Origin of the sequence: Curtobacterium sp. SGAir0471, from assembly GCF_005490985.1 — a bacterium.
Classification (GTDB): domain Bacteria; phylum Actinomycetota; class Actinomycetes; order Actinomycetales; family Microbacteriaceae; genus Curtobacterium.
This window is the reverse complement of sequence record NZ_CP027869.1, coordinates 230,727-255,365: the sequence shown is the minus strand read 5'-3', so window position 1 is coordinate 255,365 and position 24,639 is coordinate 230,727. Positions and strand designations below refer to the sequence as shown.

The window sequence follows — 24,639 nt, the reverse complement described above, 5'->3', positions numbered from 1 at the left end:
CGCTAGCGGCCGGGAGGCTCGGGCTACGCCCGCAGGAAGGACTCCAGTTCCGCGGTGGTCGGGTAGGACGCCTGTGCGCCCGGCTTCGTCGCGGCGTACGCACCGACCACGACGGCGAAGCGCGCGGCCTCGAGCAGCGAGTCGCCGGCGTCGAGTCGGAGCGCCACCGCACCCATGAACGCGTCCCCGCAGCCCGTGGTGTCGACGGGCTCGACCCGCACGGCGTCGACGTCGACCGGATCCGCGTCCCCGTCGTGCACCGTGCAGCCGGCACCACCCCGGGTCACGATCGAGCGCGCGACGCCGTGGTCCCCGAGCCCGGCGGCCTCGTGCTCGTTCACCAGCAGCACGTCGGTCAGGTCGAGGAGCTCCTGCGGCACGGCCCCGAACGGCGACAGGTTGGTGAGCACCGTGGCCCCCGCGGCACGGCCGGCCCGCGCGGCGGCGAGCACGACGTCGATCGAGACCTCGAGGCAGAGCCCGAGCACACCGGCGCCGTCGAAGGCCGAGTCGGGCAGGTCCTCCGGCGTGAGCGTGGCGTTCGCACCGCCGGAGATCACGATGGTGTTCTCGCCCGCGGCGTCGACCGTGATGACGGCCGTCCCGGTGGCGACGCCCCGCCGGACCGCGACGTGCGTCGTGTCGACGTGGGCCGATGCGACGGACTCGCGCAGGAGCGTGCCGTTCCCGTCGTCGCCGACCGCACCGATCATGCGGACGGTGCCCCCGAGCCTCCCGGCCGCGACCGCCTGGTTGGCGGACTTGCCACCGGGCAGGATCGCGAGGTCCGACCCCTGCAGGGTCTCCCCGGGCTTCGGGAAGCGCTCCGTGCGGACCACCAGGTCCGCGTTGAGGCTGCCCACGACGACGATGCCGCTCATGCGGTGGCTCCTGTCTCGGCCGAGGCCGGGCGCGGGATGAGGAAGGACGTGGCGAGGGCCGCGACGGTGATCACGGCACCGAGCAGCATGCCACCGGAGTAGCCGGCGGTGCCCGCGGACCCGCCGGTGCCGAGGGCCGTCTGCAGCGCCGGCAGCACGGCGAAGCTGATGCCCGCACCGAGGTTGAACGCACCGGCGTTGAGGCCCGGCAGGAACCCCGGGTTGGACTCCGGCGAGAGCACGATGCCGAGCCCGTTGAGGACGATGTTCGCGATGCCCGCGTAGGTGATGCCGATGAGCACCGTGGCGGCGACGAGCACGGGCAGCGAGTGGACGCCGACGAACGCCATGACGAGCGTCGCGACGATGCTGCCGACCAGGCCGACGCGGAGCACGGCGCGGTAGCCGAGGGTCGGCGCGAGACGGCCGGAGAACGGTCCGACGACCCACCCGACCAGCGCGTACGGCACGAGGAACGCCAGCGATGCGACGTCCGGTTCCATGCCGAAGCCGACCTCGTCGTTCTGGGCGAGGCTCGTGACCAACCCGTTCACGACCGCGAACACGCCCGTCATGGTGAGCAGCGTCGTGACGAGCAGCGCCCAGGTCCCGCGGCGCTGCAGGTACCGGGTCTCGACGAGCGGCTCGCGGACCCGCGACTCGATCGCCCAGAACACGCCGAAGGCGACCACGGCGAGGACGATCCCGCCGAAGACGAGCGTCCAGTCGGCAGCGTCCAGCTTGCCGGCCTCGTTGAACGCGGTGAGCAGCGCACCGACGCTGACGACCAGCGGGAGCACGCCCCACCAGTCCATCCGCGTGCCGGCCGAAGGGTGGGACTCGACACCCCAGCGGGCGACCATGAGTGCGGCGACGGCCGTGACGACGACGATCACCCAGAAGATGCCGCGGAACCCGAAGTGCGTCGCGATCCAGCCGCCGGCCAGGGCGTCGACCCCGGCGATGCCGCCGTTCACCGCGGTGAGCAGGCCGAGGGCGGCGCCGTAGCGCTTCGGGTCGGCGATCTCGTTGCGCAGGACGAGCAGGCCGATGGGCACGACCGGCCCGGTCACGCCCTGGATCATCCGGCCGACGAACAGCATCGGCACGTTCACCGCGAGGGCGGCGACGACGCTGCCGACGAGCATCACGAGCAGCATCCCGAGCAGCACGCGCTTGCGGCCCACGATGTCGGACAGGCGCGGCAGGAACAGCGAGAACAGGGCCGCGATCGTGAAGAACAGCGTCTGCGACAGCCCGATGGTCGCGTCGTCGGTGCGGAGCTCGTCCGCCATGGTCGCGAGCGCCGGGCTGAGCATGCTCGCGTTCAGCTGGAACGCGACGCACGCGGCGAGCAGTGCGGCGGTGAGGGCGGCGGTCGACTTCGTCGTCGAGGTGGTGGTCACGGTGCTCAGCGCTCCTGCGTGACGACGGCCACGTCGGTCTCGGTGTCGGTGTCGGTGTCCGTCTCGGCGGCGGCGCGGGGCGTCCACCCGGTGTCGGGCGTCTCGCCGATGCGCTCGAGCGCGTCGACGACCAGGTCCCAGAACCGCGCGTGGTCGAGCTCCATCGCGGCGGACGTCCGGCAGTCCTCCGGCGCGGGGCCGCGGAGGTCGGCGACGGTCATGCCGAGCGTGTGGGTGCCCGTCGTCTCGATCGCGATCGGCATCTTCACGGCGCGGACGATCGTCGGGTCGATGACGTACGCGACTGCGCAGGGGTCGTGCACGGGCGGTGCGTCGAAGCCCTGGGCGTCCTCGTAGGCCTTGCCGAAGAACTCGAGCAGCTCGCCGACGAACGCGGCGGGACCGGTGCCGACGGCGGCGATGCGCGCGGCGACCTCGGGGGTGGCGAGCGCCTGGTGGGTGAGGTCGAGGCCGACCATCACGACGTCCCAGCCGGCGCGGAACACGATGTCGGCGGCCTCGGGGTCGATGACGATGTTGAACTCGGCGACCGGGCTCCAGTTGCCGACGTGCACGCCGCCGCCCATCAGCACGACCTGCTTGACGCGGTCGACGATGCGCGGCTCCTTGCGGACGGCGAGGGCGATGTTGGTCAGGCCGGCGGTGGGCACGATCGTGACGGTGCCGGGTTCGTGCGCCATCACCGTGTCGATGATGAGGTCGACGGCGTGCCGCTCGTCGAGGCCGAACGACGGTTCGGGGAGCGTCGGCCCGTCCAGGCCGCTCTCACCGTGGATCTCGGGCGCGACCTCGATCTCGCGCAGCAGCGGGCGGTCGGCGCCGGCGGCGAAGGGCACACCCGTGATGCCGGCGATGCGCGCGACGGCGAGGGCGTTGCGGGTGACCTTCGGCAGGGTCTGGTTGCCGACGACGGTCGTGACGGCGAGGAGCTCGATCGTCGGGTTGCCGTGCGCCAGCAGGAGGGCGACGGCGTCGTCGTGGCCGGGGTCGCAGTCGAGGATGATCTTCTGCGTCGTCGCATCGGGCACCGTGGGGCTCCACTTCGTCGGGGATCTGCGTCGGCGGACCGTCCTGGCCCGCCGTGTCCGGCGCTGCCGGACGGACGTGTGTGCTCGACGCGGTGGGGTCCGCGCTGTGGAGGAACCAACTCCAGCTCGGCGCGTCAAGCGTTTGACATTCGAACACGTCAAACGCTTGACGTCAACTCCGAGCGATCCTCGCCCGTCCGTGCGCCCGGCCCGGTCGGTAGGCTCGTCGGGTGCCCTCCCCCGCCCCTCACGGTCGTCGCGTGACCGCGGCGATGGTGGCCGAACGCGCGGGGACGAGCATCGCGACGGTCTCCCTCGTGGTGAACGGGAAGGACCGTGGTCGGGTCTCCCAGCCGATCGCGGACCGGGTGCGCGACGCCGTCGAGACCCTCGGGTACGTCGTCGACCACGCGGCCAGCTCCCTCGCCCGCGGCACCGGTGACCTGGTCGTGCTCATCGCACCGGACCTGTCGAACCCGTTCTTCGCCGAGGTGATCCGCGGCGTGCGGGACACCCTGGGAGACCGGTACCAGCTCGTGCTCTCGGTCACCGAGCGCGGTGCACAGCCCACGGCGGCCGACCTCCGGCGCTTCGAGCGGCTGCGGCCGGCAGGGATCCTGGTCGACGCTCCGGCGGCCGGCGAGCCCATGGACGCGAGCGTCCCGGTGGTGCTGCTCGACGCGCCGGACGCCGCCGCGGGCACGACCGCGGTCGACTACGACCTCGCGCCGGGGATCGACGCGCTCGTCGCCCACCTGCGCGACCGCGGGCACCGACACGTCGCGTACCTCGACGGCACCGCACGGGTCGCGACCTTCGGCATCCGTCACCGCATGTTCGACGAGGCGTGCGCCGCCGCCGGGATCACCGTGTCGGAGGTCGGCGCCCGCGCGGACCTGACCGTCGACGCCGCCGCGCTGGCGACCGAGCACGTGGTCGAGGCCTGGCACGAGGACGGCGTGACGGCGGTCGTGGCGGCCGCGGACACCCTCGCCTACGGCGTGCTCCGGGTCGCGGGCACGATGGGACTCCGGGTGCCCGAGGACCTGGCGGTCGCGGGCTTCGACGACCTGCCCTCGTCGTCGGTCACCGCGCCGGCCCTGACGAGCGTCGCGCTGCCGGGAGCCGAGCTCGGCCGCACCGCCGCCCTGCGCCTGCTCGCGACGGTCGACGGTACGGCGGCGGAGCCCGTCGACCTGCCGGCCCGCCTGGTCCCGCGGGCGAGCACCGGGGGCTGACGGGCGCGGGCGGCTTGCTCCCCGCACCGCCGGCCGGACCCGCACCACCCACCGGACGGGAGGCGCGGCACGGGTCCGGCACCGCGCCTCCCGTCCGTCACGGCACGGACCCGGTGAGACGCCCTGGAACCGGCGAGACGCACCGGGACCGGCGAGACGCACCGGGACCGCCGAGACGCTGCCGGTTCCGGAGGCGTCTCGGCCGAGCGGTGGCGTCTCGCGCCGACGCCGGCGTCCCGCTCGGCGGAGCCCCGCGTCAGACGGAGGCGTCCCGCCCGTGCGCCGGCGTCTCGTCGCGCGACGGCGCGGCGGCGGACCCGCCCGTGCCGGCCCGCTGCGCACGCTCGAGCTCGTCGGCCTCGGCGCCCCCGACGGCCTCGCCGCGAGCGACCATGCCGGCCACGTCGGCGAGCTTCATCTGCGGCAGGAAGAGCGCGAGCACCAGCGCCGCGGCGATGAACGGCAGCAGGTACCAGAACACCGGCGCGAGGGAGTCGGCGTACGCGTTCACGATCCCGTCCTGCAGGGCCTCCGGGAGCTTCGCGAGCGCGTTCGGGTCGATGCTGGCGCTGCTCGACGCCGCCTGCGACGCCGGGACTCCCGCGTCCGTGAAGACCCCGGTCAGCGAGTCCGTCAGGCGCGAGGTGAAGAGCGCCCCGAAGACGGCGACACCGAGGGACGCCCCGACCTCGCGGAAGTAGTTGTTCGTCGAGGTGGCGGTGCCGACCTCCTGCGGGGGCACGGCGTTCTGCGCGACGAGGACGACCACCTGCATGATCAGGCCGAGCCCGGCGCCGAAGACGAACAGGTAGACGCAGATCAACCAGATCGGGGTGCTCGCGGCGAGCGTGGTCATGCCGAGCATCGCCAGGCCGACGACGATCGTGCCGACGACCGGGAACATCCGGTACTTCCCCGTCTTGGTGATCGCGATGCCCGACGCGATCGAGGTCCCCATCAGGCCGGCCATCATCGGCAGCATCAGCAGCCCGGAGACCGCGGCAGAGGTTCCCGACGACATCTGCAGGAACGTCGGGACGAAGGCGATCGCGGCGAACATGCCGATGCCCAGCACGAAGCCGATGCCCGTCGCGAGGACGAACGTGCGGTTGCGGAAGAACGTCAGCGGGATGATCGGGTCCTGCGCACGGGACTCGACGAACACGAAGAGCGCTGCGGCGACCAGGAAGCCGGCACCCCACGCCCAGGTCTCGAGGGCGCCCCAGCCGTGGTTGCGGTTGCCGCCGAACTCGGTGAAGAACACCAGGCAGGCGGTCGTGGCGGAGAGCAGCGCGACACCGAGCACGTCGATGCGCTTCGTCGCCTGCTTGCTCGGCAGGGTGAGCGCGAACCAGGCCACCGCGAACGCCGCGATGCCGACCGGGATGTTGATCCAGAACGCCCAGTTCCACGTCAGGTGGTCGACGAAGAACCCGCCGAGCAGCGGGCCGCCGACCGCCGACAGACCGAAGATCGCACCGAGCGGGCCGAGGTACTTGCCACGCTCGGACGCCGGGACGATGTCGGCGATGATCGCCTGCGACAGGATCATGAGTCCGCCCCCGCCGAGACCCTGCAGCGCACGGAAGACCACGAACTGCCAGAAGTCGGTCGACAGCGCGCACCCGAGCGACGCGAGTGTGAAGAGCGCGATCGCCACGAGGAACAGGGTCCGGCGGCCGATGACGTCGCCGAACTTGCCGTAGATCGGCATCACGATCGTCGACGCCAGGAGGTACCCGGTCGTGATCCACGCCTGGTGCGCGACGCCGCCGAGTTCACCCACGATCGTGGGCATCGCCGTCGAGACGATCGTCTGGTCGAGGCTCGACAGGAGCATGCCGGCGATCAGGGCGGAGAAGATGATCCAGATGCGGCGCTGCGTCAGGAGCAGCGGTCCGTCGGATCCGGGTCGGGCACGCTTCGTGCCCTGCGCGGTGGCGCTCATGCGGTGGGGTCCTGTCCGGTGGTGGTGATGGCCGCCCTGAGCTGGCGGAGGTTGTCGGTGAGCAGCGCGTCGAACGACGGTCCGGTCGCCTCGTCGAAACCGTCGTCGAAGTACTCGCCTGCCGTGACCTTGAGCAGACCGGCGGCGGCCTCGGTGACGAGCTGTGCGCGCCGGTCGTCGGGGTCGGTCCAGTCGAAGCGCTCGCGGACGGCACGACCGACCGCGGTCAGCTGGACGTCGGCGGCGGCGAGGAACTTCGCCACCATCACGGGTTCGCGCTCGAACACCCGGCGGACGAGGGCCTCGTCGGCGCGGTCGAGCCCGGCGACGTGCATCTGCTCGATCGCCAGGGCGACGACGGACCCGAGCGGGTCGAGGTCGTCCGGCACGAGGGCGCCCGCGGCGTAGGCGCGCAGGACCTCCTCGGTGCGGCCCTGCTCGATGCCGAGCACGGCGTCGTCCTTCGACGCGAAGTGGTTGAAGAACGTGCGCCGCGAGACGCCGACCGTGTCGCAGAGCTGCTCGATCGTGAAGCCGTGCAGGCCGTGCTCGATCGTCGCCCGGCGCGCCTCGACGATCATGCGTCGGCGCAGCGCTCGGGTGCGTTCGGTGGTGCTCACCGAGCAAGAATTGCACTCTGCTGCTGAGAGTGCAACGTGAGGACGGGTTACAGCGCCTTCGCGAAGCAGAACGACCACGGCATGGTCGCGGCGTACGGCTCGTACACGTCGATCTGCTCCCACCCGGTCTTGCGGTAGAGCGCGACGGCCTCGGGTTGCTTGTCGCCGGTCTGCAGGATCACGCGGGACGCCCCCTGCTCGCGTGCGACCTGCTCACCCTCGGCGAGCAGGGCGGTGGCGGCGCCCTTGCCGCGGGCGGCGGCGAGGACGATGAGGCGCTTCAGCTCGACCTCGTCGCCGAGGTGCCGGACCGCGATGTGCCCGAGGGCGGTGCCGTCCTCGTCGATCGCGAGGAGCGAGGTGATGACGGTGGCCGGGTCGACCGCCAGCACGCGGTTCCGCTCGGCGGTGACGGCCGGGTCCTCGTCCGCGTGCCCGTCGCCGTAGCGCTCGTGCATCTCGTCGTCCATGGTGGCGCGGAGGGCCACTCCGCGGGGGTCGTCCCAGGCAACGCGCTCGATCGTGATCACGATCGTCCATCCTCGCACGCGCGGCGTGACCTGCCCGAGACTCGCGCTCAGCGACACATCTCGCGCGATCCGGCGCGAGGAACGTCGCTGGGACCGAGACTCGAGGCCCGCCGGCCGCACGCGCGGCGGGCTCGCGCGGGCCGGTCCTCGCTCAGGCCAGTGCGGCGATGGGCCCCTCGCCCGCCTGGAACGCGGCGAGCACGGCGGCCGCGTCGTCGTACACGGCGGCGGCACCGGCGCCCCGCAGCTCGTCGCCGCCGATCCCACCCGTCATCACGCCGACGCAGGGCAGTCCGACCTTCCCGGACGACTCGACGTCCCACATCGCGTCGCCCACCATCACCGCACGGTCCGCCGCGACCCCGACCTTGTCGAGCGCCACCTGGATGATCCCCGGGGCGGGCTTGGCCTGTTCGACGTCCTCGGAGCTCGTCTCCGCGGTCACCCAGGCGGACGCGTCGAGCAGGTCGCGCAGCACCGACAGCTCCGACTCGGGCGCGCTCGTGGCGAGCACGACCGCGTGTCCGGCGTCGGCGACCGCCTCGAGCAGCTCCCGCGCCCCGGGTAGGAGCCGGAGCTGCGGCATGTGCTCCGAGTAGAACGCGGTGTGGAACTGCTTCGCCTCGTCCCGGACCTCGTCGGACGCGTCGGGCAGCAGCTCCGCGAGCAGCCGTCCGGAGTCCATGCCGATCGCCCGGTGGATGCGCCACGCGTCGACGGACTCCCCGGCGGCCCGGAAGGCGCGCCACCAGGCGTCGACGTGCGCGTAGTTGGAGTCGGCGAGGGTGCCGTCGATATCGAAGAGGACCGCGGTCGAGGGAGCGTCGAGCATCCGTCCAGCCTGCTCCCCCGACCGCGAGCGACGACTCAGACCGTGATCGACTCGCCCGACGCCAGGATCGTGACCGGCACCGTCCCGAGCACGTCCGGTCCGAGGAACCGCGCGGTGGACTGCTGCCCGAGCTCGCTGAGCATCGCCTCGTGGATCTGCACGACGCGCTCCGGCTGCACCTCGCGCACGTAGTCGACCGCCTCGGCCGTGTGCGTCCACGGACCGCTCGTCGGCAGGAGCAGGGTCGGCACCGGCACACCGGGGACGAGGTAGGCGTCGCCCGGGTGGAACACGGTGCCGTCGACCAGGTACCCGACGTTCGGGATCACCGGGACGTCGCGGTGGATCACGGCGTGCTGCTCGCCGAACACACGCACGTCGAACGCACCGACCGAGAAGGTGTCGCCCGCCCCGACGGCGACGACCCGGCCGTCGTGGTCGCCGAGCTGGTCGACGACCGGACGGGGCCCGCGGACGACGAGCTCCGGGTTCGCGTCCAGTCCGGCGCGCACCGCGTCGACGTCGAGGTGGTCGAAGTGCTCGTGCGTGACGAGCACGGCGGTGGCGGAGCGGACGAGGTCGGCTGCCTCGGGCGTGAACGCACCGGGGTCGAGCACGAGGGTGGTGCCGTCCTGCTCGAGGACGACCGTGGCGTGGTTGTACTTCGTCAGCTGCATGCCACCAGTCAACGCCCCGGGCCGGGACCGCATGCCGCCCGGCGCTGAGGGCACGCACAGACGGGTGCCCGACCGTCCACCCAGCGCACCTCCGGCAGGATCGTGGACGTGCCGCAGGTCTCCGTCGTCGTCCCCGTGCTCGACGACGCCGAGCACCTCGCCCGCTGCCTGCGGGCACTGGCGGCCCAGACCCACCCCGCGCACGAGGTCGTCGTCGTCGACAACGGCAGCACCGACCACAGCGTCGAGGTCGCCCTCGCCGCCGGTGCGACGGTCCTGCACGAACCGGTCCGGGGCATCGCACGGGCCTCGGCGCGCGGCTACGACCACGCGTCCGGCGACGTCATCGCCCGGCTCGACGCCGACTCGGTCCCGCCGCCGGGGTGGATCGCCGAGGCTGTCCGCCTGCTCGACACCCCCGGCGTCGTCGCCGTCACCGGCCCTGGCCGTCCGGCGGATGGTGGGGCCGTCCTCCGGCAGGTCTGGAACGGGCTCTACATGCGCCCGTTCTTCGCGCTGATGTGGTCGGCGCTCGGCCGGCCGCCGCTGTTCGGCTCGGCGATGGCGCTGCACCGGTCCACGTGGACGTCGGTCCGTGGGCGCGCGCACCGGGACGACCCCGAGGTGCACGACGACGTCGACCTGTCGATGCAGCTCGACCCCGCGTGGCACGTGCTCGCCACCCGGTCGCTCACCGTCGAGGTCTCGGCGAGACCGCTGTCCGGGGCGGCTTCCGTCGTGCGACGGACCCGGCGCGCGTTCCACACGTTCCGGGTCAACGGACGGCGAGCGAACCCGGCCCGTCGCTGGGCTCGACGTTCGCGCGTGGCGCTCGGCGCAGCCCGCACGTCCACACCGGCCGGAGGCGCTCGCCGCCCCGAGGTCAGTCGCCCTGTCGCGGCTCCGGTCGCGACCGCACGTGTGCCCGCTCCCCCTGCGGTCCGTACAGGCACAGCACCTCGGTGACCTCGTCCGAGGTGTTGCCCACCCAGTGCGGCGTGTGCGTGTCGAACTCGACGACCTCGCCCGGTCCGAGGTCGAAGTCGCGCTCGCCGAGCAGCAGTCGGAGCCGCCCCGACAGCACGTAGAGCCACTCGTACCCCTCGTGCGTCTTCAGGCTGCGGTCGCCGTCCGCCGGCATCGGCGGGATGAGCTGCTTGAACGACCGGACGCCACCGGTCCGCCTCGTCAACGGGATCACCACGCGGCCACCGCGCTGCTCCGGCTTGAGGTGCACGCGCGGATCGCCGGTCTGCGGCGCCCCGACGAGGTCGTCGAGCGGCACCTGGTACGCCCGCGCGAGGGGCAGGAGCAGCTCGAGGGTGGGGCGCCGCTGCCCGGACTCCAGCCGGGACAGGGTCGACACCGAGATGCCGGTCTCGGCGGCGAGCGCCGCCAGGGTGACGGCACGTCGTTCGCGCAGCCACCGCAGCCGAGGGCCGACCGCGTCGACCACCTGTGCCGTCGTCGGCGGGGTGGGTCGTGCCTCCAGACCGTCCATGCCGTGATCTTGCCAGACCAGCAACGATCGTTGCTGTGGCTGCACGCGGCACCGCAGGATGCCCCCATGTCCGATCACTCCGACGTCATCGTCATCGGCGGCTCTGCCGCCGGCCTGTCCGCCGCACTCATCCTCGGACGCTCGCGGCGCTCCGTCCTGGTCGTCGACGCGGGCGAGCCCCGCAACGCCGTCGCCACGGGCGCGCACAACTACCTCGGCCGCGAGGGCGTCGCACCCACCGAGCTGACCCGCATCGGACGCGACGAGGTGGCCGCGTACGGCGTCGAGGTGACGGCCGGGAGGGTCGTGGCCGCGTCCGCCACCGACGGCGACGGGACCGACCCGGTCGGCTTCTCGGTCACGCTCGACTCCGGCCGTGTCGTCACGTCCCGCAGGCTGGTCGTCGCCTCCGGCGCCGTCGACGTCCTGCCCGACGTGCCGGGACTCGCCGAGCAGTGGGGGCGCGGCGTCGTGCACTGCCCGTTCTGCCACGGGTGGGAGGTCCGCGACCAGCGCATCGGCGTCCTGGTGACGACCCCGTTCGGAGCGCACCACGCGCAGATGTTCCGTGCGTTGAGCGACCGGGTGACCGCGTTCGTGGCGGACCCCGCCCTGCTCGACGACACCGACCTCGACGGTCTCGCCGCCCGCGACATCGGGGTCGTGACCGAACCGGTGGTGCGGGTGCTGTCGGAGGACGGCGTCCTGCGCGGTGTCGAGCTGCGGTCCGGCGAGGCCGTCGCGCTGGACGCGTTGGCCGCGGCGAGCACGGCGGAGGCGCGCGCGGACTTCCTCGCGGACCTCGGTGTGATCGCCGAGGACGTCCTGCTCAACGGGTTCCGTGTGGGGAGTGCGCTGACCGTCGACGCCGTCGGTCGGACGTCCGTGCCCGGCGTGTGGGCTGCGGGCAACGTGACGTCGCCGATGGCCACGGTCATCGCCTCGGCGGCGGCGGGGACCCAAGCCGGAGCAGCGGTGCACGGCGACCTGGTCCAGGCGGACATCGCATCCGCGCTCGCTGCGGTGCCGGCCGTCTGACGCCCGCCGACCAGCGGGCTCAGTCGACGCGGTAGCCCGCCTGCGCGGCGAGCATCGGCGCGAGCACGTACAGCTGCTCGCTGCCGATGGTCGCGCCGCGGAGCCCCTCGAGCCGCTCCACCCGGTCGAGGTCGGCCTCGCGCAGGTCGACGTGCTCGACGCGCGTGTTCGTGCCCTCGACGGACCGGATCCGGGTGCCGGGGAACGCCACGCGCAGCAGCCGGGTGTCGGCGACGTCGAGCTCGTCGACGACGCAGTCCCGGAACACCACGTCGGTGAGCGTCGAGCCGCGGAGGTTCACGAACCCGAGCTTCATCCCGACGAACTCGACAGCGTTCAGCGTCGCGTCGTACAGCTCGGCGGAGCCGACCCGGCCGCCCGCGACCCGGACCTCGCGCCAGGCGCTGCTCGACGCGCGGAGCACCGGGGCGTCGAGCGTCTCGACCACCGAGTCGCGGACGCGGAGCCCGCGCAGGTCGGTGCCGTCGGCGCGGAGCACGTCGACCACGCACTCCTCGAGCTCCAGGTCGGGCAGTCGCTCGCCGGCCACGTCGAACACGGCGATGCGCTTGCCCTCGATCCGGTCGCCGGTCAGGACGTCGCCCGGCGCCGGCGCCCAGTCCTCGAGGTCGCGCGGGGCGACCGCGGAGATGCGCGGAGCGGTGGTGCCGGTCGGGGTGCGTGCCATGCGCTCAGTCTGCCGTGGCGGTCCGACGCTCGAGCACGCTGTCGAGTCGGTAGTCCTTCGCCGGGCCGTGGGCCTCCCACCGGACGGTCCAGCGCTCGGCGGCCCCGTCGAGCACGCCCGTGTAGTCGTCGGGCGCGCAGGGGTGCTCGACCGCTGTGCCCCAGACCCAGGGGTGGAAGACCCGGCCGTCGGCGAAGTGCACGGTCCACCGCTTGTCCACCCGCCGGACCGACAGCGTGCGGGACACGGGGGTGACGCGGCCGCCGAAGTGCATCGTGCCGGACTCGTCCCAGCGCACCTCGTCCAGGGCCACCAGCGTCAGGGTCGTCGTCCCGGTGACCGTGCCGGATGCGCCGGCGCGCCGGTCGTCGACCGTCCGGCGCAGCACCCAGTCGCCCAGCAGGTCCGTCGGCAGCACCGTCCCAGGCTACGCGCGGAGCGCCTCGGCCCTGGCGGTCCGGTGCTCGTCGTCGGTGATGACCCTGCGACGATGGAGGTCGTCGAGCTCGGCGAGCCGCTGCTCACGCGTCGATGTCGGGCCGAGCACCGGAGCGTGCATCGCTCGGTGCGCCAGGTCCTCCGCGACGGTCAGGGGGTTCTGCCCACGCGCGACCATCCGCCGGGACCGGTACACGGTGAGGACGACCACCGCGACGATCCCGAGGAGCGTGACGATGCCACCGACGGCCACGAGGGTCCAGACCAGGTCGTAGGCGGGCGGGATCAGCGGATTGTGGGTCTCCCCGGCGGGCACTCCGAAGTCGTCGATCGCCATGCCAGCCCCTTCCCTGCCGGGCACGCTCGCGCCCTGGGCTGGAGCGTAGCGCGCCCGGTCCTTCCCAGAACAGGTGCGATGGCAGGGGTTTCCGGGCGTACCTGGTCGAACGGTTCCGTCAGGTACGCCCGATCCGGCCAGGTACGCCCGATCCCGCCAGGCGCTCGCGCGCGCTCCCCGGCAGGCGCTCCCGCCCGCTCACCGGGCTCAGCGCCGCTCAGCCCCGCAGCGGCCCCGACGCCTCGATGTTCGCTCCGTCTGCGAACCCGCCCACGAGCTCGCGCAGCGCGTCCTCGGCCGTGTGCCGCGGCTCCCACCCGAGCTCACGTCGAGCCCGGTCGGTCCGCATGACCGGCACCCCGGCGGCGATGTCGAGCCACCCGGCGTCGGTCGGCTGTAGCCGGAGCCGCCAGGTCAGCGTGACGGTCCCGCGCAGCAGTCGCAGCGGCACCCGCACCGCCCCGAGCATCCCGGCCGCCCGGGCCATCCGCGGCGGCGTGAGCACCGGCGACGCGGCGATGTTGAAGGCTCCGGCGGCCCGTCGGTCGATCGCCCGCCAGAACGCGTCGGCGAGGTCGTCGGCGTGCACGGCCTGGAACACGAACGGCAGCGGCAGGGGCAGGACCGCGAACCGGGCCGCGCGCACGATCGACATCGGGACGAGGTGCCCGAGGAACAGCCCCCGGAGCTCGGCCGCGACCCCGCGCTGGAACACCAGTCCGGGCCGGAGCCGGGTCACGACGACGTCGAGGTGGTCCCGCTCGAAGGCGTCCAACGCCCGCTCGTTCTCGGCCTTGTGGATGGAGTACGTCGCCGTCGGGATGCCGGTCGTGGGGAAGGACTCGTCGACCGGGGTCCGCTTGCCCTCGACGTCGACGCCGCGGTACGCCCCGACGGACGAGGACACGACGACCTGCCCGACGCCGGCACGGGCGACCGCCGCGAGCACGTTCGCCGTGCCCGTGACGTTGGTCCGGTGCTGCGCCGGGATGTCGTGCGTCGGCTGGAGCGCCCAAGCCAGGTGCACCACGGCATCGGCGCCGGTGAAGACCGCGGTCAACTCGTCGACCGCGCTCGCGCCGCCGACGTCGACCGCGTGCCACACGGCCACGTCGTACGGCGCCACGCGCGCGTCCGGCACCCGGCGGGCGACGCCGACGACCTGCAGGCCGTCCTCGTCGCCCGCGCGGCCGTCGCCGGTGAGCCGTGCCGCCGCGAGCCGCCGCAGCACCGCGGTGCCGACGTTGCCGGTGGCCCCGACCACGACGACCCGCATCAGCGCGACCGTCCCGAGCAGCCGCCCGGGCGGAGCGACGGGCCGGCCATCAGGCTGCGGCCATCGACGGGTCGAGCACGACCTTGATGCAGCCGTCCTCCTTCTTCTGGAAGACCGAGTACATGTGCGGGGCGTCCTCGAGCGACACCCGGTGCGTGGTCAGGTCGAGCGTGCCGAGCGGGTCCGAGGGGTCGGACACGAGCGGCATCAGGTCGTCGACCCAGCGGCGGACGTTGCACTGCCCCTCGCGGATCGTGATCTGCTTGTCGAACAGGGTCATCATCGGCATCGGGTCGGCCATGCCCCCGTAGACACCGGACAGCGACACCGTGCCGCCGCGACGGACGAGGTCGATCGCCGTGTGCACCGCCGCCAGGCGGTCGACCCCCGCGGTCTCGATCGCCTTCTGCGCGAGCTTGTCCGGCAGCAGTCCGGCCGCGCGCTGGGCGAACCCGGCGACGGGGTTGCCGTGTGCCTCCATGCCGACCGCGTCGACGACGCCGTCCGGGCCCCGACCGTCGGTCAGGTCGACCAGCTGCGACACGATGTCGTCGGACAGGTCGAACACCTCGATGCCGTGCTTCGCGCCGAGGTCGCGGCGCACCTGCTCCGGGTCGACGGCGAGCACCCGGTAGCCGAGGTGCTTGCCGATGCGCGCGGCGAACTGGCCGACCGGGCCGAGGCCGAGCACCGCGAGCGTGCCGCCCTCGGGGACGTCGGCGTACTGCACGGCCTGCCACGCGGTCGGGATGATGTCGCTCATGAACAGCCACTGGTCGTCGGCGCCGGTTTCGGGGACCTTGATGGGGCCGTAGTCGGCGTGCGGCACGCGCAGGTACTCGGCCTGGCCGCCGGGGACCTGGCCGTACATCTTCGTGTAGCCGAAGAGCGAGGCACCGGTGCCGTACTCCTTGACCTGGGTCGTCTCGCACTGCGACTGGAAGCCGTGCTGGCACATCCAGCAGTGCCCGCAGGAGATGTTGAACGGCACGACGACCCGGTCGCCGACCTTGAGGTTCGTGACGGCGGAGCCGACCTCCTCGACGATGCCCATCGGCTCGTGGCCGAGGACGTCGCCCTTGTCGATGTACGGACCGAGCACCCGGTACAGGTGCAGGTCGGAGCCGCAGATCGCCGTCGAGGTGATCCGCACGATCGCGTCGGTCGGCTCCTGGATGGTCGGGTCGGGGACGGTCTCGACGGACACCTTCTCGGTGCCCTGCCAGGTCAGTGCGCGCACGTCGCGTTCCTCTCGTGGTCGCTTCTGGGCCGGCCGGGAGGCGCGGCTCACGTGACCCCTCGCTACGCGCCCGCCCCGTGGGGCCTTCCCAGCCCCGTCCGCGTCGCGCGGTGCAGGTGGCGGAGGGGCGGGCCTCCCGTCCGGTCCCGGTGGCCGATCGGCCAGCCGGAGGTCCGTCCGGCCGCCGATGCGCCGGCGCCTCCGCAGTCGCGAAGCTGGGAACGATGGACCACAGCACCACGCGCAGGGCGCTCCTCGCCGGCGCGACCGGATCCCTGGCAGCCGGGCTCCTCGCGGCCTGCACACCGGGCGCCGCCGCACCCCAGGGCTCCGCGACCCCGACCGCGACGTCGACTCCGACACCCAGCCCGACGCCGACACCGACACCGACACCGACACCGACGCCGCCGCGACCCGCGCTGACGAAGGTGCCCGTGCCGCACGCGACCGTGACCGGACTGCCGGCGGGGACGCCGGGCATCGCGTGGACCGTGGACGACGGAGCCTCGTCCGAGGTCGTCGAGGCCTACGCCCGCTTCGCCGCCGAGACCGGCACGCGCCTGACGTTCTTCGTGAACGGGGTCCGGCCGTCGTGGACCGAGCACGCCGACCTGCTGCGCCCGCTCGTCGACTCCGGGCAGGTGCAGCTCGGCAACCACACGTGGGACCACCCGGCACTGACGAAGCTCGGCGACCAGGCGATCCAGGACGAGCTGATGCGGAACCACGAGTTCCTCGAGCGGACGTTCGGCGTCGACGCCCGCCCGTACTTCCGCCCGCCGTTCGGGTACCACGACGCCCGGGTCGACCGCGCAGCCGCGGCCGTCGGCTACACCACGCCCACGCTCTGGTACGGCTCACTGGCCGACTCGGGCGACATCTCCTCGGACCAGGTCGTCGGCTTCGCGGAGCAGTGGTTCCAGCCGGCGCACATCGTCATCGGACACGCGAACTTCCCGGGGACGATCGGGGCACTCCCCCGACTGCACGCCCTGCTCGAGCAGCGCGGCCTGCCGACCTGGACGCTCGACGACGTCTTCACCCGCTGACATTCCGGCTCGCCGGGTACCGGGGGCGAAGCAGAGCTACGCGCGCAGGCGGTCCCGCTCGGCCGGCGGCAGGTGCTCGGTCGCCGTCACCCGGGCTGCCGGGGTCAGGAAGCGGCCGTTCCGCTCGAGGAACGCCACGAGCGCCGGCTCGGACGCCCGCTTCCCCGTCTCGCGGAGCACCCACCCGAGCGCGGACTGCACGGTCTCGCTGCGCTCCCGGACGAGCCGCCCGGCGATCGCGAGCGGGACCTCGGCGTCACCGTGCTTGGCGAACGCGAGCGTCGCGACGACGGCGATCCGGCGGACCATCGCGACGTCGGACTTCGCGAGCGCGAACAGCGGCCCCGTCGAGCCGCCGACGAGCGGGGCGCCGACGAGCTCCTCGGCCGCGACGTCCACCAGCACCGTGTCCTCGAACCGCTCGGCCTTCGCCGCGGCGAGGTACTCGTCGGTCAGCTCCGGATCGGGGTGCGCGCGCATCGCCTGCACCAGGAGGACGACGGCGACCAACCGTGCACCGGCGTCATCGCTCCAGAGCAGCGCCGAGCGCTCCCCCTCGTCGAGGTCGGCGAACCGTCGGGCGACGCGTCGGGCTCCTGCGACGTCACCCGGCGTGCGGGCGAGGGCGGCCAGCACCGCCTCGGCACCGTGGCTCTGCATCCCACCAGCCTAGGGCCGGCCGGTGCTCCGGCAGGTTTCACATGATCGAAACACGATGTGTACAAAGCAGCGCCAGCACCTGTGATTGTATGCAATCACCGCACTCCTGAGCGTGACTCCACAAGAGTCGCCACGCACACCAGCAGCTCCAGGAACTCGATGTCCCAGACCCCCGCTCGACGCCGCCGGACACTCCTCGCCGTGCCCGCCGTCGCCCTGGCCGCCTCGCTCGCGCTCACCGCCTGCGTGCCGGTCCAACGCTCGAAGGCCGGTGGCGCGACCGCCGGTACCGTCACCACCGTCGCGATCGGTGACCAGCAGATCCGCGAGGGCGGCGACCTCGTGATGGCCCTCTCCGCCGAACCGGACCGCCTCGACCCGACCACGTCGTCGTCGCTCTACACCCGGTACGTCATGGAGACGATGTGCCAGAAGCTCTACGACATCGACGCCGAGGGCACGGTCGTCCCGATGCTCGCGACCGAGCTGCCGACGGTGTCCGACGGCGGGAAGACGGTCACGTTCCCGGTCCACACCGGGTACCGCTTCGCCGACGGGACCCCGTTCGACGCGGACGCCGTCGTGACGACGCTCGAGCGGAACCTGACGAAGGACGACTCGAGCCGGAAGAGCGAGATGGGCCCGGTGACGGCCATCGACGCCGTCGACGACCACACCGTGCGGATCCGCTACGCGACCCCCTTCGCCCCGATCACCGCGGCGCTGGCCGACCGCGCCGGCATGGTGATGTCGCCGACCGCACTGGCGCAGGAGGGCGACGGGTTCGGCGACGCCCCGGTGTGCATCGGCCCGTACAAGTTCGTCGAGCGCGTCCCGCAGACCTCGATCACCGTCGAGCGCGACCCGATGTACCACGACCCGGCGAGCGCGCACTTCGACCGGATCACCTACCGGATCATCACCGACGCGAGCATCCGCGCGCAGAACCTGAAGTCCGGGGACGTCCAGGTCGCCGACACGATCTCCACCCAGGACGTCGACGAGCTGATGGAGCGCAAGGACCTGAGCATCCTGCGCACCGGGTCGCTCGGGTACCAGGGCATCACGATCAACCTGGCGAACCAGGACGGCGTCGGCACCGACCCGAAGCCGCTCGACACCCCGCTCGCCACGCAGCGGAAGGTCCGGCAGGCCCTGTCGATGTCGATCAACCGCGCCGAGCTCGTGCAGAGCGTGTTCCGCGGCTGGGCGGACGTCGCGTGCTCCCCGATCCCGGACACCAGCGCCTACGCGACCGACGCGAGCAAGGCCTGCCCGGAGTACGACCCCGAACGCGCGAAGGAGCTCCTGGAGCAGGCCGGCGTGCAGCAGCCGTTCCCGATCGAGATGGAGGTGACGAACACCCCCGACACCGTCCGGTTCGCCCAGGCGCTGCAGGCCCAGGCCCGCGCGGGTGGCTTCGCGATCACGATCACCCCGGTCGAGTACACGACCCTGCTCGACGACCAGACCCGTGGTGACTTCCAGGCGCTGCAGCTCGGCTGGTCCGGCCGGGTCGACCCGCACGGCAACATCGGCTCGTTCCTCGGCACCGGCGGCGGCAACAACTACCCCGGCTACAGCGACCCCGAGGTCGACGACCTGATCGCACGAGCGTCGCAGGCCACCGACCAGCAGGAGCGCGCCGACCTGTACGGGCAGCTCGTGACGAAGGTCCAGCAGGACGACCCGATCATCTACCTCTACCGGACCCGCAGCATCACCGGCGTCAGCACGGACGTCGCCGGGGTCTCCACCTACGCCGACGGCGTGGTCCGACTCAGCCAGGCGGCGTTCGTGGAAGGCGGCAGCAAGTGACCCGGTACGTCCTGACCCGACTCTGGCAGGCGGCGCTCACGCTCGTCCTCGCCTCGATCGTGGTGTTCTTCGGCGTCCGGCAGCTGCCGGGCGACCCGGCCCTGGCCCTGGCGGGCGAGGAGGCCAGCCCCGAACGGCTCGCCGCCGTGCGCGCCGACCTCGGGCTCGACGACTCCCTCGTCGTGCAGTACTGGCGCTTCGTCGTGAACGCGCTGCAGGGCGACCTCGGCCAGTCCACCCGCACCGGCACCCCGGTCACGGAGCTCCTCGGCGCCACGCTCCCCGTCACGCTCTGGCTCGCGCTCTACGCGATCGTCGTCGCCGTCGTCGTGGGGGTCGCCCTCGGTACCCTGGCCGAGCGCTACCGCGGGCAGTGGCCGGAGTGGATGGCGAACGCCGCGGCCCTGGTCGGGCTGAGCGTGCCGAACTTCTGGCTCGGCATCCTGGCGATCGTCTGGCTGGCCGCGGGCCTCGGCTGGTTCCCGGCCTCGGGCTACGTCCCGGTGACGAGCGACCCGATCGGCGCGCTGCACCACCTGACCCTGCCGGCGCTCATCCTGGGCACGTCGCTCGCTGCGGTGATCATGCGGCAGACCCGCGCGTCGATGATCGAGACGATGAAGACCGACTTCGTCCGGACCGCCCGGGCGAAGGGCCTGAGCCGCCCGCGGGTGCTCTTCCGCTACGGCCTGCGCAACTCGATGATCGTCGTCGTCACGATCGTCGGCCTGCAGCTCGGCGGGCTGATCTCGGGCGCGGTCGTCACGGAGCGCATCTTCGCCCTGCCCGGCTTCGGCAAGCTCACGCTCGACGCCGTGTTCACCCGCGACTACCCGGTGATCCAGGCGGTCGTGCTCGTGATCACCCTGGGCTACGTGCTCATCAACTTCGCCGTGGACGTCCTGTACTCGGTCATCAACCCGAAGATCCGCGTCGGAGGCGCCGCATGACCACGATCACCGCTCCCTTCGACCTGGGCTCGAGCCGCGGTCGCATCTGGAAGCAGGTCCGGACGAACCGGCTCGGCATGACGGGCGGCATCATGCTCGCCGTCGTCGTGCTCGCCGGGGTCGCCGCACCGCTCGTCGCACCGCACGACCCCACCGCGACGCACTTCGACCTGCCGTTCCAGGTGCCCTTCACCGTCGGCTTCGGGTTCGGCACCGACGACCTCGGCCGCGACATCCTGTCCCGGACGCTCTACGGCATCCAGGTCTCGCTCGTCGTGGGCGTGCTGTCGGTGCTGCTCGCGGTCGTCGTCGGCACCCCGCTCGGGCTCCTCGCCGGCTACTGGCGCTGGCTCGACGCGATCATCAGCCGGCTCACCGACGTCGCCCTGGCGTTCCCGTTCCTCATCATCGCGGTGGGGCTCGCGGCGATCAGCGGTCCGAGCCTGACGAACGCCGTCATCGCGATCGGCATCTCGCACGTGCCGGCGATGATCCGGATCGTGCGTGGTGAGACCCTGCGGATCACGAGCGCCGACTTCGTGACGAGCGCGAAGACGCTGGACGCCGGCGGCGCCCGGATCATCGCGCAGCACGTCCTGCCGAACTGTGTCTCGGCGATCATCGTGCAGGCCACGGTGATCATGCCGGTCGCGGTCATCGGCGAGGCACTGCTGTCCTTCCTCGGCCTCGGCATCCAGCCGCCCACCCCGAGCCTCGGCATCATGCTCTCGGACGCGCAGCAGTACCTCGGCCAGGCGCCGTGGGCAGCGGTCGTGCCGGGTGTCGCGATCGCCGTGATCTGCCTCGGCTTCAACCTGTTCGGGGACGCCCTCCGCGACGCCCTCGACCCCACCGCCTCCGACCGGAAGTGACCATGAGCACCAACCCCGCCTTCACCACCCCTCCGGCGGAGACCACCCGGCCGGACCTGCAGGGCACCTTCGGCATGGCCGCGTCGACGCACTGGATCGCGACCGCGACGGCGCAGTCGGTCCTGGAGCGCGGCGGCAACGCCTTCGACGGCGCCGTCGCCGGCGCCTTCGTGCTGCACGTCGTCGAACCGCACCTGAACGGACCCGGGGGTGACGTGACCGCCGTCTTCGCCACGGCCTCCGACAAGGCCCCGACCGTCCTGATGGGCCAGGGGCCGGCCCCGGCGGGCGCGACGCCGGAGCACTTCCGCTCCGAGGGCCTCGACCTCGTCCCGGGAGCGGGCGCCCTGGCGGCCGCCGTGCCCGGCGCCGTCGACGCGTGGCTGCTGCTCCTCGCCGAGCACGGCACGTGGGAGCTCGCCGACGTGCTCGCCCCCGCGATCGGGTACGCCCGCGACGGCCACCCCGTCGCACCGCGGGTGGTCGCCACGATCGCGACCGTGCAGGACCTGTTCCGCGACCACTGGCCGTCCTCCGCCGACCGGTGGCTGCCGGGAGGCTCGGTGCCGGTCCCCGGGACGATGGTGCGCAACGAGGCCTACGCCGCGGTCCTGGAACGGCTCGTGCAGGCCGGGTCCGGTGCCACGACGGGAGACGACACCGCGGGTGACGACACCGCAGCCGCGCGCGTCGCGCGCATCGCGGCCGCCCGCACCGAGTGGGCCGAGGGCTCCGTCGCGCAGGCGATCGACGCCTTCGTCCGCGCCCCGCACCGGCACGCGTCCGGGACCGACCACGCCGGCGTCATCCGGGCGAGCGACCTGGCTGCGTTCCGCGCGTCGACCGAGCCCGCGACGACCGCCGAGTTCCGCGGGCACACGATCGCGAAGACCGGACCGTGGGGCCAGGGTCCGGCGCTCCTGCAGACCCTCCGCCTGCTCGACCCGCTCGACGACGAGCGGCTCGACCCGTCCACCGTGCTCGGCGCGCACACGATCGCCGAGGCGCAGAAGCTCGCGCTGGCGGACCGCGAGGCGTACTACGGCGACGGCGACGTCCCGATGGCCGAGCTCCTGTCCGACGCGTACTCAGACGAACGTCGCGCCCTGATCGGCGACCGCGCCTCGCACGAGCTCCGCCCGGGTACGGTCTCGGTGCCGGCCGGTGCGCTGCCGCCACTCCGCGTGACCTACACGCCGGGCGGCGAGCCGATCGCCGGCATCGGCGAGCCGACCGTGCCGGGCGCCCGCGGGGACGCACCGACGCCCGACGCCGTGGCCGTCCCCGCCGAGGACGACGCCGTGCACGAGGACCGTGGCGAGCCGATCGTGATGGCGACCGGCGAGACCCGCGGCGACACGTGCCACATCGACGTCGTCGACCGCTGGGGCAACATCGTCAGCGCGACGCCGTCCGGCGGGTGGCTGCAGTCCTCGCCGACGATCCCCGAGCTGGGGTTCTGCCTCGGCACCCGCATGCAGATGACCTGGCTCGAGGAGGGCACGGCGTCCACGCTGACCCCCGGCGCCCGGCCCCGCACGACCCTCACGCCGACGCTCGTGCTCCGGGACGGCGAGCCCGTCGTGGCGATGGGCAGCCCGGGCGGCGACCAGCAGGACCAGTGGCAGCTGCTGTTCCTGCTCCGCACGATCGTCGGCGGGTGGACCCCGCAGCAGGCGATCGACGCCCCCGCGCTGCACACGACGTCGTTCCCGGGGTCGTTCTGGCCCCGCACCTGGACCCCTGGCGGCCTCGTCGTCGAGGACCGTCTGTGCGACGAGGTCATCACCGGGCTCGAGGAGCTCGGCCACGTCGTCACCCGGGCCGGCGACTGGTCGCTCGGCCGCCTGTCGTGCGTGACGCGCGACCCCGACACCGGCGTCCTGGGCGCCGCCGCCAACCCGCGAGGAGCACAGGGCTATGCCGCAGGACGCTGAGAACGTGACGACGACCACCGGGGCCGCACCGCGCCTTCCGGCCGACACCGGAGCCGACACCCTGCTCTCCGTGCGTGACCTGCGGGTCGCGTTCGGCGACCGCGAGGTGCTGCACGGCGTCGACCTCGACGTCCGCCGCGGCGAGCGCGTCGCGATCGTCGGCCAGTCCGGCTCGGGCAAGTCGACGCTCATCGCGGCGCTGCTGCGGCTGCTGCCGGGTGCCGGGCACATCACCGGCGGCGGGATCCGACTGGGCGACGACGACATCGCCCACGCCGACGAGGCGCTCATGCGACGCGTCCGGGGCGGGCGGATCGGCCTCGTGCCGCAGGACCCGTCGACGAACCTCAACCCGTCGATGCGGGTCGGTGCACAGATCGCCGACGCGCTGCGGGCCGGCGGGCTCCGAGGACGTGCGGCGATCCGGCAGCGGGTCGTGGAACTCATGACCGAAGCCGGCATCCCCGAGGCCTCCCGACGGGCCGACCAGTTCCCGCACGAGTTCTCCGGCGGCATGCGGCAGCGCATCCTGATCGCCGTCGCGCTCGCCCGACAGCCCGAGCTGCTCATCGCCGACGAGCCGACCAGCGCCCTCGACGTGACGGTGCAGCGCCAGATCCTCGACCACCTGCAGACCCTGGTCGACCAGCACGGCACGACGCTGCTGTTCGTGACGCACGACCTCGGGGTCGCGGCCGACCGGACCGACCGCGTCGTCGTGATGCTCGACGGCGACATCGTCGAGCAGGGCGCTCCGGAGGCGATCCTCCGCGACCCGCAGCACGAGTACACGAAGCGCCTCATCGCCGCGGCCCCCGCCCTGTCCGGGGTGGCACCGGAGCCGGTCAGCGCCGGCGAGCCGATCCTCGTCGTGTCCGACCTGGTGAAGGAGTACAAGCTCCGCGGCCGGGGCGCGGGGACGCTGAAGGCCGCCGATGGGGTGTCCTTCGCCGTCCGGCGGGGCACGACCACCGCGGTGGTCGGTGAGTCCGGCTCGGGCAAGACGACCGTGGCGCGGATCGTGCTCGGGCTCGAGACACCGACGTCCGGCACCGCGCTGGTGGACGGCAATTCGATCGGGACCGCGCGTGGTGCCGAGCGGCGGGAGATCCGTCGACGGGTGCAGCCGGTGTTCCAGGACCCGTACGGGTCACTCGATCCGACCTCCACCATCGAGCGGATCATCGACGAGCCCCTGCGGGTGTTCGGCATCGGCGACCGGGCGTCGCGCACCGAGCGGGTCGCGACGCTGCTCGACCAGGTCGCGCTCCCCCGCGAGGTCGCGCAGCTCCGGCCGAACGAGCTGTCCGGCGGGCAGCGGCAGCGCGTCGCGATCGCCCGGGCGCTGGCGCTCGAACCGGAGCTCATCATCCTCGACGAGGCGGTCTCGGCGCTCGACGTGCTCGTGCAGGAGCAGATCCTGGCGCTGCTCGAGGAACTGCAGGACCGACTCGGGCTGAGCTACCTGTTCATCACGCACGACCTCGGGGTGGTCCGACGGATCGCCGACGACGTCGTGGTGATGCGCCGGGGCGAGGTCGTCGAGCGGGGCAGCGTCGCGGCGGTGTTCGACGACCCGCAGGAGCAGTACACGAAGGACCTGCTCGACGCGATCCCGGGTCGGAGCCTCGCCGAGGCGGCTGCGTGACGGACC

At 72.9% G+C, this 24,639-nt stretch carries 24 protein-coding genes; 9 read left to right on the top strand and 15 right to left on the bottom strand.

The window, feature by feature from the left end; genetic code table 11:
* Window positions 1–23 precede the first annotated feature (23 nt).
* From C1N91_RS01325 to uriH, 3 genes are read right to left on the bottom strand one after another with little or no spacing between them, the layout of a single operon-like run.
* Complete coding sequence (locus C1N91_RS01325; RefSeq protein WP_137766271.1) at window positions 24–881, bottom strand: ribokinase; 858 nt, start codon at window positions 879–881, stop codon at window positions 24–26.
* Complete coding sequence (gene uriT, locus C1N91_RS01320) at window positions 878–2,296, bottom strand: uridine transporter UriT (protein ID WP_137768604.1); 1,419 nt, start codon at window positions 2,294–2,296, stop codon at window positions 878–880. The genes C1N91_RS01325 and uriT overlap by 4 nt, the downstream gene beginning before the upstream one ends.
* Window positions 2,293–3,336, bottom strand: a complete 1,044-nt coding sequence (uriH, locus tag C1N91_RS01315; RefSeq protein WP_137766270.1) for a uridine-preferring nucleoside hydrolase UriH — start codon at window positions 3,334–3,336, stop codon at window positions 2,293–2,295. The genes uriT and uriH overlap by 4 nt, the downstream gene beginning before the upstream one ends.
* A 260-nt stretch (window positions 3,337–3,596) precedes the next feature.
* Between uriH and C1N91_RS01310 the strand changes: the two genes are divergently transcribed.
* On the top strand, window positions 3,597–4,574 hold the full coding sequence (locus tag C1N91_RS01310; RefSeq protein WP_254678299.1) for a LacI family DNA-binding transcriptional regulator: 978 nt from the start codon (window positions 3,597–3,599) through the stop codon (window positions 4,572–4,574).
* 256 nt (window positions 4,575–4,830) lie between these two features.
* Here C1N91_RS01310 and C1N91_RS01305 read toward each other — a convergent pair whose 3' ends face one another.
* From C1N91_RS01305 to C1N91_RS01285, 5 genes are all read right to left on the bottom strand, one after another.
* Window positions 4,831–6,522 (bottom strand): MDR family MFS transporter, encoded by a 1,692-nt coding sequence (locus C1N91_RS01305; protein WP_137766269.1) that lies wholly within the window; start codon window positions 6,520–6,522, stop codon window positions 4,831–4,833.
* Window positions 6,519–7,142 (bottom strand): TetR/AcrR family transcriptional regulator, encoded by a 624-nt coding sequence (locus tag C1N91_RS16520; protein WP_254678298.1) that lies wholly within the window; start codon window positions 7,140–7,142, stop codon window positions 6,519–6,521. Before C1N91_RS16520 ends, C1N91_RS01305 begins: the two co-directional genes overlap by 4 nt.
* 47 nt (window positions 7,143–7,189) lie before the next feature.
* Window positions 7,190–7,672 carry a GNAT family N-acetyltransferase gene (locus tag C1N91_RS01295; protein WP_254678297.1) on the bottom strand — a complete coding sequence of 161 codons (483 nt, stop codon included), beginning with the start codon at window positions 7,670–7,672 and terminating at the stop codon, window positions 7,190–7,192.
* Between the two features lie 151 nt (window positions 7,673–7,823).
* Window positions 7,824–8,504 (bottom strand): HAD family hydrolase, encoded by a 681-nt coding sequence (locus C1N91_RS01290; RefSeq protein WP_137766268.1) that lies wholly within the window; start codon window positions 8,502–8,504, stop codon window positions 7,824–7,826.
* A gap of 35 nt (window positions 8,505–8,539) precedes the next feature.
* On the bottom strand, window positions 8,540–9,181 hold the full coding sequence (locus C1N91_RS01285) for an MBL fold metallo-hydrolase (protein WP_137766267.1): 642 nt from the start codon (window positions 9,179–9,181) through the stop codon (window positions 8,540–8,542).
* Between the two features lie 108 nt (window positions 9,182–9,289).
* Here C1N91_RS01285 and C1N91_RS01280 point away from each other — a divergent pair, with 108 nt between their 5' ends.
* Complete coding sequence (locus C1N91_RS01280) at window positions 9,290–10,147, top strand: glycosyltransferase family 2 protein (RefSeq protein ID WP_137766266.1); 858 nt, start codon at window positions 9,290–9,292, stop codon at window positions 10,145–10,147.
* On the opposite strand, the gene C1N91_RS01275 is transcribed toward C1N91_RS01280, so the two are convergent.
* Window positions 10,065–10,682, bottom strand: a complete 618-nt coding sequence (locus C1N91_RS01275) for a helix-turn-helix domain-containing protein (protein ID WP_137766265.1) — start codon at window positions 10,680–10,682, stop codon at window positions 10,065–10,067. The two genes, C1N91_RS01280 and C1N91_RS01275, sit on opposite strands and share 83 nt — an antisense overlap.
* Before the next feature lie 66 nt (window positions 10,683–10,748).
* On the opposite strand from C1N91_RS01275, the gene C1N91_RS01270 reads away from it, so the two are divergent.
* Window positions 10,749–11,720 (top strand): NAD(P)/FAD-dependent oxidoreductase, encoded by a 972-nt coding sequence (locus tag C1N91_RS01270; protein ID WP_137766264.1) that lies wholly within the window; start codon window positions 10,749–10,751, stop codon window positions 11,718–11,720.
* Between the two features lie 19 nt (window positions 11,721–11,739).
* On the opposite strand, the gene C1N91_RS01265 is transcribed toward C1N91_RS01270, so the two are convergent.
* The 5 genes from C1N91_RS01265 to C1N91_RS01245 all read right to left on the bottom strand — a co-directional run bounded on the left by C1N91_RS01265 (window position 11,740) and on the right by C1N91_RS01245 (window position 15,699).
* Window positions 11,740–12,408 (bottom strand): pentapeptide repeat-containing protein, encoded by a 669-nt coding sequence (locus C1N91_RS01265; RefSeq protein ID WP_137766263.1) that lies wholly within the window; start codon window positions 12,406–12,408, stop codon window positions 11,740–11,742.
* A gap of 4 nt (window positions 12,409–12,412) precedes the next feature.
* Entirely contained in the window at window positions 12,413–12,826 is a 414-nt protein-coding gene (locus C1N91_RS01260) for a DUF6314 family protein (RefSeq protein ID WP_137766262.1), read from the bottom strand.
* 9 nt (window positions 12,827–12,835) lie between these two features.
* Window positions 12,836–13,183 carry a hypothetical protein gene (locus C1N91_RS01255; RefSeq protein WP_137766261.1) on the bottom strand — a complete coding sequence of 116 codons (348 nt, stop codon included), beginning with the start codon at window positions 13,181–13,183 and terminating at the stop codon, window positions 12,836–12,838.
* 217 nt (window positions 13,184–13,400) lie between these two features.
* Complete coding sequence (locus C1N91_RS01250; RefSeq protein WP_137766260.1) at window positions 13,401–14,459, bottom strand: NAD-dependent epimerase/dehydratase family protein; 1,059 nt, start codon at window positions 14,457–14,459, stop codon at window positions 13,401–13,403.
* Window positions 14,460–14,508: 49 nt separating this feature from the next.
* Window positions 14,509–15,699, bottom strand: a complete 1,191-nt coding sequence (locus tag C1N91_RS01245; protein ID WP_137766259.1) for a zinc-dependent alcohol dehydrogenase — start codon at window positions 15,697–15,699, stop codon at window positions 14,509–14,511.
* A gap of 224 nt (window positions 15,700–15,923) precedes the next feature.
* Between C1N91_RS01245 and C1N91_RS01240 the strand changes: the two genes are divergently transcribed.
* Window positions 15,924–16,748, top strand: coding sequence for a polysaccharide deacetylase family protein (locus C1N91_RS01240; RefSeq protein WP_137766258.1), 825 nt, complete (start codon window positions 15,924–15,926; stop codon window positions 16,746–16,748).
* A 36-nt stretch (window positions 16,749–16,784) separates the two neighbouring features.
* On the opposite strand, the gene C1N91_RS01235 is transcribed toward C1N91_RS01240, so the two are convergent.
* Window positions 16,785–17,408, bottom strand: a complete 624-nt coding sequence (locus C1N91_RS01235) for a DNA alkylation repair protein (RefSeq protein WP_137766257.1) — start codon at window positions 17,406–17,408, stop codon at window positions 16,785–16,787.
* Between the two features lie 159 nt (window positions 17,409–17,567).
* Between C1N91_RS01235 and C1N91_RS01230 the strand changes: the two genes are divergently transcribed.
* From C1N91_RS01230 to C1N91_RS01210, 5 genes are read left to right on the top strand one after another with little or no spacing between them, the layout of a single operon-like run.
* Window positions 17,568–19,226, top strand: coding sequence for an ABC transporter substrate-binding protein (locus C1N91_RS01230; RefSeq protein ID WP_137766256.1), 1,659 nt, complete (start codon window positions 17,568–17,570; stop codon window positions 19,224–19,226).
* Window positions 19,223–20,176 carry an ABC transporter permease gene (locus C1N91_RS01225; protein WP_137766255.1) on the top strand — a complete coding sequence of 318 codons (954 nt, stop codon included), beginning with the start codon at window positions 19,223–19,225 and terminating at the stop codon, window positions 20,174–20,176. The genes C1N91_RS01230 and C1N91_RS01225 overlap by 4 nt, the downstream gene beginning before the upstream one ends.
* Window positions 20,173–21,048, top strand: a complete 876-nt coding sequence (locus C1N91_RS01220) for an ABC transporter permease (protein ID WP_058727517.1) — start codon at window positions 20,173–20,175, stop codon at window positions 21,046–21,048. The genes C1N91_RS01225 and C1N91_RS01220 overlap by 4 nt, the downstream gene beginning before the upstream one ends.
* 2 nt (window positions 21,049–21,050) lie before the next feature.
* Window positions 21,051–22,985: a gamma-glutamyltransferase family protein gene (locus C1N91_RS01215; RefSeq protein ID WP_137766254.1), complete on the top strand. Its 1,935-nt coding sequence runs from the start codon at window positions 21,051–21,053 to the stop codon at window positions 22,983–22,985.
* The gene (locus tag C1N91_RS01210) at window positions 22,969–24,633 is read left to right on the top strand and encodes an ABC transporter ATP-binding protein (RefSeq protein WP_137766253.1); all 1,665 of its coding nucleotides are present in this window, start codon (window positions 22,969–22,971) and stop codon (window positions 24,631–24,633) included. Before C1N91_RS01215 ends, C1N91_RS01210 begins: the two co-directional genes overlap by 17 nt.
* Window positions 24,634–24,639: the final 6 nt, after the last annotated feature.